This window comes from Massilia sp. Masssp93 (genome assembly GCF_059491295.1).
Map to the genome: position 1 here is coordinate 6,556,059 of NZ_CP168502.1, position 16,090 is coordinate 6,572,148.

At 65.8% G+C, this 16,090-nt stretch carries 12 protein-coding genes; 5 read left to right on the forward strand and 7 right to left on the reverse strand.

Features of this window, described 5'->3' with window-relative positions; genetic code table 11:
- Positions 1-63: 63 nt before the first annotated feature.
- The 6 genes from ACEN9Q_RS27450 to ACEN9Q_RS27475 are packed head-to-tail and all read right to left on the reverse strand — an operon-like array spanning position 64 to position 7,323.
- Positions 64-1,395, reverse strand: coding sequence for a sensor histidine kinase (locus ACEN9Q_RS27450; protein ID WP_495626699.1), 1,332 nt, complete (start codon positions 1,393-1,395; stop codon positions 64-66).
- The gene (locus ACEN9Q_RS27455) at positions 1,392-2,726 is read right to left on the reverse strand and encodes a sigma-54-dependent transcriptional regulator (protein WP_495626700.1); all 1,335 of its coding nucleotides are present in this window, start codon (positions 2,724-2,726) and stop codon (positions 1,392-1,394) included. Before ACEN9Q_RS27455 ends, ACEN9Q_RS27450 begins: the two co-directional genes overlap by 4 nt.
- Positions 2,727-2,750: 24 nt before the next feature.
- Positions 2,751-3,986 carry an ABC transporter permease gene (locus ACEN9Q_RS27460; protein ID WP_495626701.1) on the reverse strand — a complete coding sequence of 412 codons (1,236 nt, stop codon included), beginning with the start codon at positions 3,984-3,986 and terminating at the stop codon, positions 2,751-2,753.
- 11 nt (positions 3,987-3,997) lie between these two features.
- A complete protein-coding gene (locus ACEN9Q_RS27465; RefSeq protein WP_056439849.1) occupies positions 3,998-5,308 on the reverse strand; it encodes an ABC transporter permease in 1,311 nt (436 codons plus the stop codon).
- Between the two features lie 10 nt (positions 5,309-5,318).
- Positions 5,319-6,035 (reverse strand): ABC transporter ATP-binding protein, encoded by a 717-nt coding sequence (locus ACEN9Q_RS27470; protein ID WP_056439852.1) that lies wholly within the window; start codon positions 6,033-6,035, stop codon positions 5,319-5,321.
- A gap of 19 nt (positions 6,036-6,054) precedes the next feature.
- The gene (locus tag ACEN9Q_RS27475; RefSeq protein WP_495626702.1) at positions 6,055-7,323 is read right to left on the reverse strand and encodes an efflux RND transporter periplasmic adaptor subunit; all 1,269 of its coding nucleotides are present in this window, start codon (positions 7,321-7,323) and stop codon (positions 6,055-6,057) included.
- A 209-nt stretch (positions 7,324-7,532) separates the two neighbouring features.
- On the opposite strand from ACEN9Q_RS27475, the gene ACEN9Q_RS27480 reads away from it, so the two are divergent.
- Complete coding sequence (locus ACEN9Q_RS27480) at positions 7,533-9,137, forward strand: MutS-related protein (RefSeq protein WP_495626703.1); 1,605 nt, start codon at positions 7,533-7,535, stop codon at positions 9,135-9,137.
- Positions 9,138-9,233: 96 nt separating this feature from the next.
- Here ACEN9Q_RS27480 and ACEN9Q_RS27485 read toward each other — a convergent pair whose 3' ends face one another.
- The gene (locus tag ACEN9Q_RS27485; RefSeq protein ID WP_495626704.1) at positions 9,234-11,102 is read right to left on the reverse strand and encodes a phosphoethanolamine transferase; all 1,869 of its coding nucleotides are present in this window, start codon (positions 11,100-11,102) and stop codon (positions 9,234-9,236) included.
- A gap of 381 nt (positions 11,103-11,483) precedes the next feature.
- Between ACEN9Q_RS27485 and rpsL the strand changes: the two genes are divergently transcribed.
- The 4 genes from rpsL (at position 11,484) to tuf (ending at position 15,991) form a co-directional block, all read left to right on the forward strand.
- Complete coding sequence (rpsL, locus tag ACEN9Q_RS27490) at positions 11,484-11,867, forward strand: 30S ribosomal protein S12 (RefSeq protein WP_005663517.1); 384 nt, start codon at positions 11,484-11,486, stop codon at positions 11,865-11,867.
- Positions 11,868-11,993: 126 nt separating this feature from the next.
- Positions 11,994-12,464, forward strand: a complete 471-nt coding sequence (gene rpsG, locus ACEN9Q_RS27495; RefSeq protein ID WP_056439862.1) for a 30S ribosomal protein S7 — start codon at positions 11,994-11,996, stop codon at positions 12,462-12,464.
- Positions 12,465-12,598: 134 nt separating this feature from the next.
- Positions 12,599-14,704 (forward strand): elongation factor G, encoded by a 2,106-nt coding sequence (fusA, locus tag ACEN9Q_RS27500; protein WP_495626705.1) that lies wholly within the window; start codon positions 12,599-12,601, stop codon positions 14,702-14,704.
- A gap of 96 nt (positions 14,705-14,800) precedes the next feature.
- A complete protein-coding gene (tuf, locus tag ACEN9Q_RS27505; protein WP_495626673.1) occupies positions 14,801-15,991 on the forward strand; it encodes an elongation factor Tu in 1,191 nt (396 codons plus the stop codon).
- The last annotated feature ends 99 nt before the right edge of the window (positions 15,992-16,090 follow it).

The following is a 16,090-nucleotide window of genomic DNA, read 5'->3' on the forward strand; positions in this document are numbered from 1 at the left end:
GCACGATCGTGCGCTTCGGCGGGAAATTGCCCAAAACCGGGCTCTGACCCCGAAGTGTCGACTTCAGGCGGGGAGGATCAGGGTGACGGCCAGGCCGCCGCCGTCGCGGTTGCCGAGCGTGATGCGGCCGCCGTGGGCTTCGGCGATTTCGCGCGCCAGCGCCAGGCCCAGGCCCGTGCCGCTGCGCTTGGTGGAGTAGAACGGGACCAGGGCGTTGGTCAGCACGGCGTCGTTCATGCCGCTGCCGCGATCGAGCACGTCGATGCGGACCACGTCCTGCACGCGCCGCACGTGCAGTTCGACGTCTTCCGGGCGCGAGCCGGATTCGTGGGCATTCTTGAGGAGGTTGAGCAGGGCCTGTTCCATCTGCGCGCGATCGATGCGGGCCGGCGATTCGGGCAGGTCGCCCTTGATCCGGAACTCGACCTGCTCCACCAGCCCGGCGACGACGTCGGCCCAGGGAATGGTGTCGAGCCGGGGCGCCGGCAGCTTGGCGAAACGGGCATAGCCGAGAATGAAACTCTCCAGGTGGCGCGTGCGCTCGCCGATGGTTTGCAGGATCTGCGGCAGGCGCTCGGTCTGGCCGCGCCGCACGAGCTCCGTGCCGGAATGGGCGAGCGACGCGAGCGGGGCCAGCGAATTGTTCAATTCGTGGCTGATGACGCGGATGACTTTTTTCCAGGTCTGCACTTCCTGGCGCCGCAGTTCGGCCGTCAGCTGGCGCAGCAGCAGCAGTTCGTGGCGGCGGCCGTTCAGGCTGAAGTTGCGGCGCGCCAGGTGATACACCTCTTCCTCTTCGCCGTCGCCGGCCGTGAACAGGCCGTCGCCGCCGCGCGCCAGCGCTTCGACGAGCGCCGGCGTTTGCGCCAGCACCTCGTGCAGCGCGTGGCCTTCCAGCTTGTGGCCCGCGAACAGCAGCTGGCGCGCGGCCACGTTGGCGTAGACGATCACGCGCGCGTTGCGCTCGGACGCGCCGGGCGGTTCCGTCACGAGCAGCATGGCGACGGGCGTGTTCTGCACCATCGTGTCGAGCAACAGCTCGCGCTGCACGAGGTCCAGGCGCTGTTCGCGCAGGACTTCGCCGAGCGCGTTGTGGGCGGCGATGAGGTCCGACAGTTCGTCGTTCTGAGGCCAGTGCAGGCTGAACGAAAAATCGCCGTCGCGGTAGCTGGCCACGGTCCCTTCGAGGGCGCGGAACAGCGACAGGATCGGTTGAATCTGCGAGCGCAGGGTGATGATCGAGATGGGGACGACGCACAGCAGGCAGATGCCCAGCACGGCCAGCGGCCGGCCCGGCAGCAGGTGGTCGAGCGCCAGCGCGATCAGGATCCCGACCGCCAGCAAGGTGGCGACGAGGGCCGACCAGCGCGTGACGAGGGACAGCCGGAATTTCATGCCGCGCGTGCGATACCCAGCCGCTCCATGCGCCGGTACAGCGCCTGGCGCGACAGCCCGAGTTCGGCGGCCGCCTGCGCGATCACGCCGCCGGCGCGCGCCAGCGCCTGGATGATGGCGTCGCGGTCCGGCTCCGCATCGGGCATGCCGCCCGCCGGCAGCGGCAGGCCGAGGTCGGCCGCCTTGATCGTGTCGCCCTGGGCCAGCAGGTTCGCGCGCGCCATCACGTTTTTCAGCTCGCGCACATTGCCCGGCCAGGCGTGGGCCAGCAGCGCGGCTTCCGCACCCGGGTGCAGGTTCTTGCCGCGCGCGAGAAAGCCGTGCGCCAGCGGCAGGATGTCGCCGGGGCGCGCGGCCAGCGCCGGCAGCTTCAGTTCGATGACGTTCAGGCGGTAGTACAGATCTTCGCGAAAGGTGCCGGCGCGGATCATGGCACCCAGGTCGGCGTTCGTCGCGCTGATCACGCGCACCTGCACCTGGCGCTCGCGGTTGGAACCGAGGCGCTCGAAGCGTCCCGTCTCCAGCACGCGCAGGAGCTTCATCTGCCCGGCCAGCGGCAGGTTGCCGATCTCGTCGAGGAACAGCGTGCCGCCGTCGGCCGCCTCGAACTTGCCCTCGCGCGCCTTCGACGCGCCCGTGTACGCGCCGGCGTCGGCGCCGAACAGTTCCGCTTCGATCAGTTCGGAGGGGAGGGCGCCGCAGTTCAGCACGACGAATGGGCCGTCGCGGACCATCGAGTTGGCCTGGATGATCTCGGCGATGCGTTCCTTGCCGGTGCCGTTCGGCCCCGTGATCAGGATCGGCACGTCGGCGCGCGCCACCTGGCAGGCGAGGCTCAGCACGCGTTCCGTGGCCGGGTCGGCCCACACCAGGCCGCGCAGGTCGAAGTTCTGTTCCAGTTCGCGCCGCGCGCGGCGTTCGCGCTGCAGGCGCTGGCCCAGGGCGCGGTTGGCCTGTCCCAGCTCGATCAGGTTCGTCACGGTCGCCAGCAGGCGGTCGTCGTTCCACGGCTTGGACAGATAGTCGGCGGCGCCCGCCTTGATCAGGTCGACGGCCGCGTCCAGGTGCGTCCACGCCGTCAGCAGGATCACGGGCAGGTCCGGATGCCGCGCGCGGATCTCCCGGAACAGCGCCACGCCTTCCTCGCCCGACGTGGTGTCGGCCGTGAAGTTCATGTCCTGGATGACCAGGTCGACCGGCTCGCGCGCGAGAATGGCGAGGCCCTCCTCGGGCGAGGCGGCACGCAGCGCGGCGATGTCGTGCAGCGAGAACAGGACGTCGAGTGCGATGCCGACGGCGGCGTTGTCATCGATGATCAATACGGTAGGCATGCCCGCTAGCATATCACTGCCGGGTCAGACGCTGCGGGTGGCCGTCGCCGGCGAAATGCCGGCCGCGCGCCACGCCGGGCCGTAGGCCGCCAGCACGCCCAGCAGCCAGAAGCCGAGGGCGCCGAACACGAGGTAGCCGGCCGGCAGGCGCGCCATCTCCAGCTTGCTCACGAGGAGCTGGTTCAACGCGAGACCCAGCGCCACGCCGCCGAACACGCCGGCGCTCGTGATCATGAAGTTTTCAAGGATGAAGTAGCGCAGGACGTCGGTCTTCCGGGCGCCCAGCGCGCGGCGCACGCCGATCTGCTTGCGGCGCTGCGTGACCCACAGGCTGGCCATGCCGACGATGCCGCTGGCCGTGATCAGGAGGAGCAGCACGCCCACCGTGATCAGCATCCACTGCAGCGCGACGTCGGCGCGGTAGCGCTCCTTGCGGTCTTCGTCGGACGTCTTCATTTTCGTGATCATCGGCGTGGCCGACGACTTGCGCAGGGCTTCCTCGACTTCCTTCATCACGCGGTCGCGCTGGCCCGGCTCGGCGCGGATCGCGTACAGCTCGACCGGCCCACCGCCGTACAGGCGCGCCGGGCTGATGACGGAATACATGCCGGATTCGCCGACCTCGGCCTGGGTGCTCATCAGCGTCTCGACGACGCCGACCACCTGCGCCGGCTGGGCATCGGTGCCGGTGCCGAAGAACATCGTCTTGCCGACCGCGGACTGGCCCGGCCACATCTTCTCGGCCAGCGCCTTGGTGACGATGACCTGCGGCGGCGCCTCGGTGCTCGTGTCCTGGTTGACGTCGACGAGTTCCGCGGGCAGGAAGTCGCGGCCTTCGACCAGCTTCAGGCCATACGTCTTGACGAGCGAATCGCCCGAAAAATAGGTCGATGCGATGGCGCTGGCGCGGGTCTGGCGGCGGTCGACGGCCACGCTCGTGTTGCTGCCGCTGCGGCCCATCGGCATCTGGGTCGTGTGCGCGACCGAGGCCACGCCGGGCACGGCGCGCAGCAGCGCGGTATCGCGCTTGATGGTGGCCAGCTCCTGTTCGGGCGTGTCGTTCGACAGGGTGCGCACCGAGATGTAGAACGTCGAATGTTCGTCCGCCAGGCCGGATGGGCGCGCGGCGACGGCGCGGCGTTCGTTGACGATGTGGGCGGCGTTGGACAGGATCGCCAGGCTCAGTGCGACCTGCAGCGCGACGAGGATCGGGCCGGTCTTGTTGCGCAACAGCGCGGAAACGATGGGGCGGATTTCCATGGCGGTTCTCCTTACTGCGATTTGAGCTGGATGGCCGGCGTGACCTGGCACGCGCGCCAGGTCGGCAGCAGGCCCGCGAGGATGGCGGCGCCGACCGACATCAGGAACGTGAGGATCAGCATCTGCCAATCCATGTGCGCCACCGCGGCCGTCTGCTTGCCCTGCATGGCGATGAGGGCCAGCGCGCCGAAGGCCAGCACGAGCCCGAGCAGGCCGCCGACGAGGCCCACGACGCCCGTCTCGATGAGGAACTGGCGGAAGATCTCGGCGCGCGAGGCGCCCAGCGCGCGCCGCACGCCGATCTCGGAGGCGCGCACGGAGAACTTCGCCAGCAGCAGGCCGACCGTGTTCACGAGGCACAGCACGAGGAAACCGAAGGCGAGCCAGGTCTGCAGCTTGCTGTCCTTGCCGACGACCTTCGTGTACTCCAGCCATTCCGGCACGTTGAACAGGCGGTTCGGCGCGTTGCGTTTCAGGCGCCCCAGCTTGCGCTGCTCGGCCGCGTAGTTGTCGAGCCACGTCTGCAGGTCGGCGCGGTCGCTTGCTGCCGCGGTCTCGAACCACGCCGTGATCCACGTGCATTCGGAGGTGAGGCGGGCGGCGAAACCCGCGCCCGAATTGCTCGAGCAGCTCATGTTGCCGTTGTGCGTGACCTCGTGGCGGATGGCGGTGGCGAGCGGGATGAAGAATTCCTCGCCGTCGCCGTAGCGCACCCCGCCGGCCAGGCGGTAGAAGCGCGGCAGCGCCATCCACTTGTCGGTCACGCCCACCACGGTGAACGGGGCGCCCAGCAAGGTGAGGCGCTTGCCCACCGGATCGGCGCTGCCATACAGTTTTTCGGCGATGTCGCGGCTGAGCACGACGACGTCGGCGCCGCGCGCATCGTCCTGTTCCGTCCAGGCCTGGCCGTGGATGAACGGCACGTCGAGCATGGCGAAGAAGTCGCGCGTGGGCGCGAGGCCCGTCATGTTGAACGGCGCGATGTCGGTACGCGGCGGCTGCACCGGCGCCTGCAGCCCGTACAGCGCCGTGCGGCGCACGCCCTGGCCGCTTTTCAGCATGTTCTGCGCGTCCTGGTACGTGATCTGGATGTCGATCGGTTCGTCGCCCGGCGTGTAGTCGTCGGCCTGGCCCGGGTCGAGCAGCGGCACGAACAGGCGGCTGCTCTTTTGCGGGATCGGGTCGCTCGACATCATGTGCAGGATCGTCAGCGTCGACACGCTGGCCGCGACGCCCACGGCCAGCGTGAGGATCATCAGCGCCGTGAGGGCGGGGTTGCGGCGCAGGCTGCGCACGCCAAGCCTGAAGTAATAGCCGAACATGGCGCGCTCCTTATGCGGTGACCGTCGTGGCCTGGCTGTCGACGAGCGTCGGGCCGCGGCGCACGAGGTCCGACACCTGGCCGTCGATGATGTGCACGTTGCGCGTGGTGCGCACGGCCAGTTCCGGATCGTGCGTGACCATCAGGATCGTCGTGCCGGCCGCGTTGATTTCTTCCAGCAGTTCCATCACGCCGCGCGCCATCTGGGTATCGAGGTTGCCGGTCGGTTCGTCCGCCAGCAGCAGCTTGGGCGAACCGGCCAGCGCGCGCGCGATCGCCACGCGCTGCTGCTGGCCGCCGGACAGCTCGGCCGGATAATGCTTCATGCGCGAAGCCAGGCCGACCTTGGCCAGCGCGTCCTCGATGCGTCTCTTGCGCTCGCTCGCGTTGAAGCCGCGGTAGCGCAGCGGGACGTCGACGTTGTCGAACAGGTTCAGGTCGGGGATCAGGTTAAAGCCCTGGAAGATGAAGCCCAGCTTTTCGTTGCGCAGGCGCGAGCGGGCGTTGTCGTCCAGGCCCTTCACGTTGACGCCGTCGAGGATGTATTCGCCCGCCGTGAATTCCTCGAGCAGGCCGGCGATGTTGAGGAAGCTCGTCTTGCCCGACCCGGACGGGCCGGTGACGGTGACGAATTCGCCTTCCTTGACTTCGATCTCGAAGCCGCGCAGCGCGTGCGTCTCGATCATGTGGGTGCGATATACCTTGGAGAGATTGGTCATGCGCAGCATGGCGGGTCCTTTGGATTCGTTATTGATTGATCGAGATGCGTTGTGCGTTGTTGAACGTGTCGGTGCCGGCGACGACGACCTTGTCGCCCTGCTTCAGGCCGGAGAGGATTTCGACGGCCGAGATGCTCGTGGCGCCCATGCGGATCGGCGTGCGCGTGGCGATCCCGTCGCGCACGACGTAGGCATAGCGTCCGCCCTCGCTTTCGACGAACGGGCCGCGCGGCACCATCAGCACGTTCGGCTTTTCCTCGATGAGCAGGCGCGCCGTCACGCGCTGGCTCTGGCGCAGGCCCTTGGGCTGCGCGCCGTCGAAGCGCACGCGCGCCAGCACCATGCTCTTGACGACTTCCGGCGACAGCGCCGACAGCTTGCCCGTCGCGGTGCCGGAGGGCAGGGTGACCTCGGCGTTCATGCCCAGGCCCAGGTCGGCCGCATACGTCTCCGGCACCTCGACCTCGACCTCGAGTTTCGACAGGTCGACGAGCGTCATCAGCGGCGCGTTCGCCGCGACGACCATGCGGTCCTGCACGTTCAAGGTGCCGATGAAGCCGTCGACCGGCGCGCGCACCGTCAGTTCGTCGACGCGGCGCTGCGCCTCTTCCATCGACAGGCGCGCCCGTTCCAGGTCGTTCATCTTGGTCTTGAGCGCGAGCGCGACGTCCTCGCCTTCCAGCACGGACGCCTCCGCCGCGTGCCTGGCGCGGATCTGGGCCGACTGCAGCGCGTCCTTCGCCTTCTGGTAATCGATCTTGGCGATGACGCCCAACTGGCCCACGCTGTCGTAGCGTTCCAGCGTGCGCTGGGCGGACAGGCGGTCGATCTCGGCGGTGTCCGCGTCCTTCTGCGCCAGCAGCTTCTGCTTGCGCGACAGGATGCCCTGGCGCGCCACCTCGGCCTTCAGGCCCTCGTAGGCGGACGTCTCGCGTTTCAGCACGTCCGTGAGGTCGGGCGATTCCAGCACGGCCAGCACTTGCCCCTTTTTCACCGTGTCGCCGGCGGCGACCTTCAGGTTGACGGTGGACGGCGCCTTGGCGTACAGCGTCGGACTGACGGCGGCGACGACGCGGCCGTTGACGGATGCGTCGCGCACGAGCGTGCCGCGCGTGACCTCGGCGATGCGCAGGCGCGATGCGCTGACGGACGCCTCGCTGCCGCGCCAGGTGGACACGAGGCCGGCGCACAGGGCGGCCACGATGACGGCGCTGCCGACCCAGAGCGCGCGGCGCTTCAGTTTGTAACCTGGCGGCGGGGCGATGGCGGCGTCTTGTTGTGATGTATCGCGGATCATGATGTGGACACGGGTTGTGGACAGTGTCGTATTTGCACGATCCGTGCCAGACGCTAACCCGTTGATTTCATTGGGTGCGCGCCGGATACGGTGGCGTCCGCAGTTGTCCGCGCGCGGCCTGGCCGGACAGTGCGGACGGTCTTGATATTCTGGAAAGCGGCCACAGTTTCTTGCTAACAATGATACGGCGACGCCGTGGAAAGTCCTGCATGCCTCCTTTTTTGTCTCGTCTGTGTGACGCATTGCGTCCGCTGGTGTCGCGCGGCGCGCGGCTCATGGCGCCGCCCGAGCCCGACCCGGGCGACCAGCCGTTCACGCCGGACGAGGTGGCGGCGTTGCGCGCGGCCGTGCCGCCCGACGCCGCGGATACCATCGACGACGCGACCTGGCGCGACCTGCTGCTGCCGCGCTACATGGAGATGCTCGCGCCGGGCACGAGCATCTTCGGCCGCCAGGTGCTCGAGCGCGATCTGCGCGGCGGCGCGGATGACGCGGCGGTGGCGGCGCGGCGCGCACGCATCGAGGCGCTGCTGGACGATCCTGCGCAGCTGGACACCCTGCGGCACACACTGGCCTGCCTGCGCCATGCGGACATCGACGTGGCCATGCTGCTGTTCGCGGACGCGCAGCCGGCGCGTCCGCGCTGGGTCGGCGCGCTGCTCTGGTTGCCGGTGCTGCTGATGGCGTCGATCGCGGCCGCGCTGCTCGTGTCGCCGTGGGGCTGGGTCGGCGTCGGCGTCGCGATGTACGTCCTCGTCATGGTGCACATGCGCCACCAGGACCGCATCGGCCGCTGGACGCGCACGCTGCGCGCGCTGCAGGTGCTGTTGCGCGCCTGCTCGCTGCTGGACGGCAGCGGCGGCGCGCTGGCCGCCCCGTTCACGGGCCGCGGCGCGCCGGCCGGGCGCCTGAGCCGATCGCTCGACCGCTCGCTGCTGGCCGCGTCCGGCGTGCCGGGCGCGCGCGACTACGCGGACTGGTTCGCGGCGGCCGACGTGCGCCATTACTACAGCACCCTTGGTCTCGTGTTCGGCCAGCGCGATTTTCTGCGCGAATGCTACTTGCTGTGCGCCGGACTGGAAGCCGACGTCGCGCTGGCGCGCCACCTGCGCGAGCGCTGCACGTGGTGCTGGGCCACGCGGACGGGCGCACGCACGCTGGCGCTGGACGGCGGGGCGCATCCGCTGCTCGACGAGGCGCGGGGATTGTCGGTGGCGCTGGACGGCAAGGGCGCGTTCCTGTCGGGCCAGAACGGCGTCGGCAAGAGCACGTTCCTGCGCATGCTCGGCTTGAACCTCGTGGTCGCGCGCGCGTTCGGCTTTTGTTATGCGCGCAGCGCCGGCCTGCCGCCGCTGCCGGTAGTCGCCAGCATGCAGAACGAGGATTCGCTGCTCGGCGGCCGGAGTTTATATGTCGCCGAGCTGGCGCGTGCGCGGGCGCTGCTCGTGCGCGCGCGCGGCGAGCGATCCGTCTTCTGCCTCGTCGACGAAATCTTCCGCGGCACGAATCACGAGGAATCCGTATCGGCCGCGGCGGCCGTCGTCGACGAACTGGCCCGGCACGCGCTGGTGGTCGTCTCGTCGCACAACCTCGTGCTGGCCGCCGTGCTGGCGCATGCGCTGGCGCCGTGGCGCATCGTGCGCGGCGCCGACGGGTTGACGATGGAACCCGGCGTGCTGGATCGCACGAACGGCGTCGCGCTGCTGGCCGAGCATGGCTTCGACGCCGCCGTCCAGCGCAAGGCCGAACAGGTGGCGGCCTGGCTGGCGCGGCAGCGCCGCAGCGACGCGGGGGCCGAGCTGCTCGCCCCGTAGTCTGGGAGCATGGCCGGGGTCAGCATGGCCGGGGTCAGAGCCCGATTTTTGGAAATTGCTCAAAATCGGGCTCTGACCCCGGTTTGAGGGGGCGCATCAGTCGCGCGGAAGCGGCTTGCCCTTCGCGATCACTTCGTGGCAATCGCCCTTGATGGTGGCGTTGTCGTAGTCGGTCCAGCCATAGCTGTCGACGTAGCGCTTGTGCTGCTTGAACGCGGCGTTCACGAAGCTCCAGTCCAGATGTTCGTCCGGGTAGCGCACGTCGCCCAGGTCGAGCAGGGTGTGGAACATGTTTTCCGTCGCGAGCTTCGCCTTGCGGTGGCGGCGCAGTTGCGTGACCTTGTCCGGGAAGCGTTCCGCGTACGCGTCCGAATACCAGGCGAACGCGGGGACGTGGAATTCGTATTGCGTGTTGTGGCCGTGGAAGGCGAGGCGGCAGCTGCCGTCGTACAGGGTCTGGCCGTGGTCGGCCACGTACACCATGGCGGCCGGCTGGTTGGCGTCCTTCAGCGTGCCGATCACGTGGTCGAGGAACCAGTCCGTGTACAGGATCGAGCTGTCGTAGCTGTTGTTCAGCTGCTGCTTGATCCGGATGTCCGTGTACGCCGGCTTGTCGACGCCGTACAGCGACGGCAGCCATTTGTCGAACTGCTTGGGATAGCGGTGGCTGTAGTTCCAGTGGCTGCCCAGCGTGTGCAGCACGATCAGTTTTTTCGGCGCCGGGTCGGCCACGGCGTGTTTCAGCGGGCCGAACAGCACCTCGTCGTAATTCGAATTGTCCGTGAAGCCGCCCAGGTTCAGGAAGTCGATGACGTCCGCTTCCTTGGCGAACACGGACACGGGCGTGTCGAACTTGCCGAACGAGATCTGGTTCGACAGCCAGAACGTTTTATAGCCCGCTTCCTTGAAGGCGGTCAGGAAGGATTTTTCCGAGAACCCATCCTTGAGGCTTTGCGTGGCCGGCTTGCGCGAGATGATGACGGGCACCGACAGCCGCGTGGCGGACACCGACGTGATCACGTCGCGCAGCGGGACGAGGTTGGCTTCCTGCGACAGCAGCGGATTCGTGTCGCGGTCGTAGCCGTTGATGCTCCAGCGGTCGTAGCGCGACGACTCGCCGATCACCATCACGACGATCTGCGGCGCGTCGTTCGGCTCGGCCAGGTGGGCGTGGAAGTGGAAATTGGCGCTTCTCCGGTTGAGGTCCGCCAGATAGACCCGTTCCTTGTAAAAATCGACGCCGCGCGCGGCCAGCCCGAACGGCCAGGAATGGGAAAACGTGTCCAGGTCGAACGGCAACTGCATCCAGTGCGCCAGCGGCGGCAGCGAGGCGGGGCGGGGAATGCTGGATGGGTGCGGCGGGGCGGTCTCTTCGCTGGCGGCCTCGACGCTGTCGGACGGCACCGGCTGCGCCTTGACCAGCCGCACGCCGGCTGCGGCCGGGGCCGCGGCGCCCGCCAGCGGAGGGGCGACGCCGTATTTGAGGCCGTAGCCGAACACGGCGGCCACGAGCGCCAGCACGGCCAGCACGACGGGACGGGAGACGTCGGCCCAGTCGAGGTCGCGCGTGCGCCAGGCCGCGATCCAGCTCGTGACGAACCACGCGAGCATGCCGATGAGCACGCCGATCAGCAGCCAGACCTTGTTGCCGAGGAATTCCATTGCCTCGGCCGGGCTCGTCTCCGCGATGATGCCGAGGTGGTGCGTGGAAATGCCCTGGCCGTAGAACGCATATAAATAAAGCTCGATGGGCAGGCCCAGGAAGGCGGGCAGCAGCAGCCAGTGGAAATAAGCGGGACGCTTGAACACGGACCACACGCCGAGCCAGGCCAGCAGTTCGAGGCCGGCCACCTGGCCCGGATGCGCGAGCGGCGTACCGTACAGTGGCGCCACGTAGGGCACGCAGGAGAACAGCAGATAAGTGAGCGCGACGTACAGGTTGCGCGGGCGTAGCAGAAATGACATCGAAGCGTGCCTGGGCGGCAAGGGCAGGGGCGAAGTCCGCTATTATCCGTTTTTTGCTACAGGTAACGCTATTCCCTCTGCACAATGGATGAAATCCGGCGTACACTGGTTGTGTCGTTATCACGACAATCACTTCGGGTTTACACATTCTTCCGCCGCTGTCGCGGTGCCCGGTCAGCAAGTTTGTTGACCCGGCCCGGCTTCAGGTCTATACTCGCGAGTTCTCGAATTATTCTGCGCATGGTTTACGCATAACAGCCGCTCCCGCTGGTGAGTGGCTGTCGTCGCCTGTGCAGGCTGTGTCGGGACTCGGTTTCAGTCCCCGGGAAGCAAGAGCTCCCGGGTCATCAACGTAGCAGTAATTTTGTTGGATTTAGAACGATGCCAACCATCAATCAACTGATTCGCAAGCCGCGTGAAGCCGCGGTTGTGAAGAGCAAGTCGCCGGCACTGGAAAACTGCCCGCAAAAGCGCGGTGTCTGCACCCGTGTCTACACGACGACCCCGAAGAAGCCGAACTCGGCACTGCGTAAGGTCGCCAAAGTTCGCCTGACCAACGGTTTCGAAGTCATTTCGTACATCGGCGGTGAAGGCCACAACCTGCAGGAACACTCGGTCGTGCTGCTGCGCGGCGGTCGTGTGAAAGACTTGCCGGGTGTGCGTTACCACATGGTCCGCGGTGCACTGGATACCCAGGGCGTGAAAGACCGTAAGCAGGCCCGTTCGAAGTACGGTGCCAAGCGTGCCAAGGCTGCCAAGAAGTAATCTTCTTGCAATCCGGGTAAATTAATATTGAGTTAGTTGAGGCGGCCGGAAGGCCGAGTAAGTGAAGGGTCATGATGACCTTTCGCGAGTGCGCAAGCACTCAACTGAAGACAGGAAGGAATTGAAATGCCACGTCGTCGTGAAGTACCCAAGCGCGAAATTCTGCCGGATCCGAAATTCGGCAACATCGATCTCGCCAAGTTCGTCAACGTTCTGATGTTGTCCGGCAAGAAGTCGGTTGCAGAAAACATCATCTACGGTGCATTCGACTACATCCAGACCAAATCGGGCAAGGACCCGCTGGAAGTGTTCGCAACCGCGATCAACAACTGCAAGCCGATGGTCGAGGTGAAGTCCCGCCGCGTCGGTGGCGCCAACTACCAGGTGCCGGTTGAAGTGCGTCCGGTCCGCCGTATGGCCCTGTCTATGCGTTGGTTGCGCGAAGCCGCAAACAAGCGTAGCGAGAAATCCATGCAGCAGCGCCTGGGTGGCGAGCTGATGGAAGCAGCAGAAGGCCGCGGCGGCGCGATGAAGCGTCGTGACGAGGTGCACCGTATGGCTGAAGCGAACAAGGCGTTCTCGCACTTCCGCTTCTAAGCGAATGGCCTACTTCCTTGGGGGCAGAACGCCTCCGGGGTCGTGCGGCCATGCAGTATCAGTTGTTCAGGCCGAGCTCATTTTGATCACCAGAATGCTGCTCGGTTTTGTCCATTCAAAAGTTAGGAAAATTTATGGCACGCACTACCCCTATTGAGCGCTACCGTAACATCGGTATCTCCGCTCACATCGACGCCGGTAAGACCACGACCACCGAGCGCATCCTGTTCTACACCGGTGTGAACCACAAGATCGGTGAAGTGCACGACGGTGCAGCCACCATGGACTGGATGGAGCAGGAGCAAGAACGCGGCATCACCATTACCTCGGCAGCGACGACCTGTTTCTGGAAGGGTATGGCCAACAACTTCGAGCCGCACCGCTTCAACATCATCGACACCCCGGGCCACGTCGACTTCACCATCGAGGTGGAGCGTTCGATGCGCGTCCTGGACGGCGCCTGCATGGTCTACTGCGCAGTCGGCGGCGTGCAGCCGCAGTCGGAAACCGTGTGGCGTCAGGCTAACAAATACAAGGTTCCGCGTCTGGCGTTCGTCAACAAGATGGACCGTACCGGTGCGAACTTCTTCAAGGTGTACGAGCAGATGCGCGCCCGCCTGAAGGCCAACCCGATCCCGCTGCAGATCCCGATCGGCGCCGAAGACAACTTCCTCGGCGTGGTCGACCTGGTCAAGATGCAGGCGATCTACTGGGACGACGCGTCGCAGGGCATGAAGTTCGACTACCGCGAAATCCCGGCCGAGCTGCTGGAAACGGCCAAGGAATGGCGCGAGAAGCTGGTCGAGACCGCTGCTGAAGCGAACGAAGACCTGATGAACAAGTACCTCGAAGAAGGCGAGCTGTCGGAAGCCGAGATCAAGGCCGCACTGCGCCAGCGCACCATCGCTTCGGAAATCGTTCCGATGATGTGCGGCACCGCCTTCAAGAACAAGGGCGTGCAGGCCATGCTCGACGCGGTCATCGAGTACCTGCCGTCGCCGGTCGACATCCCGCCGGTCAGCGGTACCGACGAGGACGACCAGCCGGTCACCCGTAGCGCATCGGACGATGAGAAATTCGCCGCGCTGGCATTCAAGATCATGACCGACCCGTTCGTCGGCCAGCTGATCTTCTTCCGCGTGTACTCGGGCGTCATCAAGTCGGGCGACACCGTGTTCAACCCGATCAAGAGCAAGAAGGAACGCGTCGGCCGTATTCTGCAGATGCACGCGAACCAGCGCGAAGAGATCAAGGAAGTCCGCGCCGGCGACATCGCCGCTGCAGTCGGCCTGAAAGAAGCGACGACCGGCGAAACGCTGTGCGACCCGTCGGCACCGATCATCCTGGAAAAGATGGTGTTCCCGGAGCCGGTGATCCAGCAGGCCGTCGAGCCGAAGACCAAGGCCGACCAGGAAAAAATGGGTCTGGCACTGAACCGTCTGGCTCAGGAAGACCCGTCGTTCCGCGTGCGTACCGACGAAGAATCGGGCCAGACCATCATCGGTGGTATGGGCGAGCTGCACCTGGAGATCATCGTCGACCGCATGAAGCGTGAATTCGGCGTGGAAGCGACCGTCGGCAAGCCGCAGGTTGCCTACCGCGAAACGATCCGCAAGTCGGTCAGCGACGTCGAAGGCAAGTTCGTCAAGCAGTCGGGTGGTCGCGGCCAGTACGGCCACGCCGTGCTGTCGATCGAGCCGCAGGAACCGGGCAAGGGCTTCGAGTTCATCGACGCCATCAAGGGTGGTGTGATTCCGCGTGAATTCATCCCGGCGGTCGAGAAGGGTGTGCGCGAGACGCTGTCGAGCGGCGTGATGGCCGGCTACCCGGTGGTCGACGTCAAAGTGACGCTGACCTTCGGTTCGTACCACGACGTGGACTCGAACGAAAACGCGTTCCGCATGGCCGGTTCGATGGCATTCAAGGAAGGCTGCCGTCGCGCCAACCCGGTCATCCTCGAGCCGATGATGGCCGTGGAAGTCGAGACGCCGGAAGACTACGCCGGTACCGTGATGGGCGACCTGTCGTCCCGCCGCGGTATGGTGCAGGGCATGGACGAGATCCCGGGCGGTGGCGGCAAGATCATCAAGGCCGAAGTCCCGCTGTCGGAAATGTTCGGTTACTCGACCGTGCTGCGTTCGGCAACCCAGGGTCGTGCGACCTACACGATGGAATTCAAGCACTATGCTGAAGCACCGAAGCATGTGATGGACGCCATCGTGACGGCAAAATCCAAGTAATTAGTCAGTCATAATCAGTTGAGGACAGAGCAGAAAGCGATGAGCCCTGCTCTGTCCCGCAAATAAAATAAATTGCTCTTTTAAAGGAAGATCGAAATGGCAAAAGGTAAATTCGAACGGACCAAGCCGCACGTGAACGTCGGTACCATTGGTCACGTTGACCACGGCAAAACCACCCTGACGGCCGCAATCGCGACCGTTCTGTCGAAGAAATTCGGCGGCGAAGCCAAGGCGTACGATCAGATCGACGCGGCGCCGGAAGAAAAAGCGCGCGGCATCACGATCAACACCGCGCACGTCGAGTACGAAACGGCCAACCGCCACTACGCTCACGTCGACTGCCCGGGCCACGCCGACTACATCAAGAACATGATCACCGGTGCTGCCCAGATGGACGGCGCGATCCTGGTGTGCTCGGCCGCTGACGGTCCGATGCCGCAGACGCGCGAACACATCCTGCTGGCTCGCCAGGTGGGTGTTCCGTACATCATCGTGTTCCTGAACAAGTGCGACCTGGTCGACGACGCGGAACTGCTGGAACTGGTCGAAATGGAAGTGCGCGAGCTCCTCTCGAAGTACGAGTTCCCGGGCGACGACCTGCCGATCATCAAGGGTTCGGCTCGTATGGCACTGGAAGGCCAGCCGGGCGAGATGGGCGAAGAGTGCATCGCCCGCCTGGCTGAAGCCCTGGACACCTACATCCCGACTCCGGAACGTGCCGTCGACGGCGCCTTCCTGATGCCGGTTGAAGACGTGTTCTCGATCTCGGGCCGCGGTACCGTGGTGACCGGTCGTGTCGAGCGCGGCATCATCAAGGTCGGCGAAGAGATCGAAATCGTCGGCATCACCGACACCGTCAAGACCACCTGCACCGGCGTGGAAATGTTCCGCAAGCTGCTGGACCAGGGTCAAGCCGGCGACAACGTCGGTCTGCTGCTGCGCGGCACCAAGCGTGAAGACGTCCAGCGTGGCCAGGTTCTGGCCAAGCCGGGTTCGATCAAGCCGCACAACCACTTCACCGGCGAGATCTACGTGCTGTCGAAGGATGAGGGCGGCCGTCACACCCCGTTCTTCAACAACTACCGTCCGCAGTTCTACTTCCGTACGACTGACGTGACCGGTTCGATCGAGCTGCCGGCCGACAAGGAAATGGTCATGCCTGGCGACAACGTGTCGATCACCGTCAAGCTGATCGCTCCGATCGCGATGGAAGAAGGTCTGCGCTTCGCAATCCGCGAAGGCGGCCGTACCGTCGGCGCCGGCGTGGTTGCCAAGATCCTGGCCTGATCGCCTGATCGCCTGATCGGTAGGGTGGGCACGCCGTGCCCACGCGTAACGCCGACATTGTCGCAAACGTTCGCGTGGGCTCGGGGAGCCCACCCTACC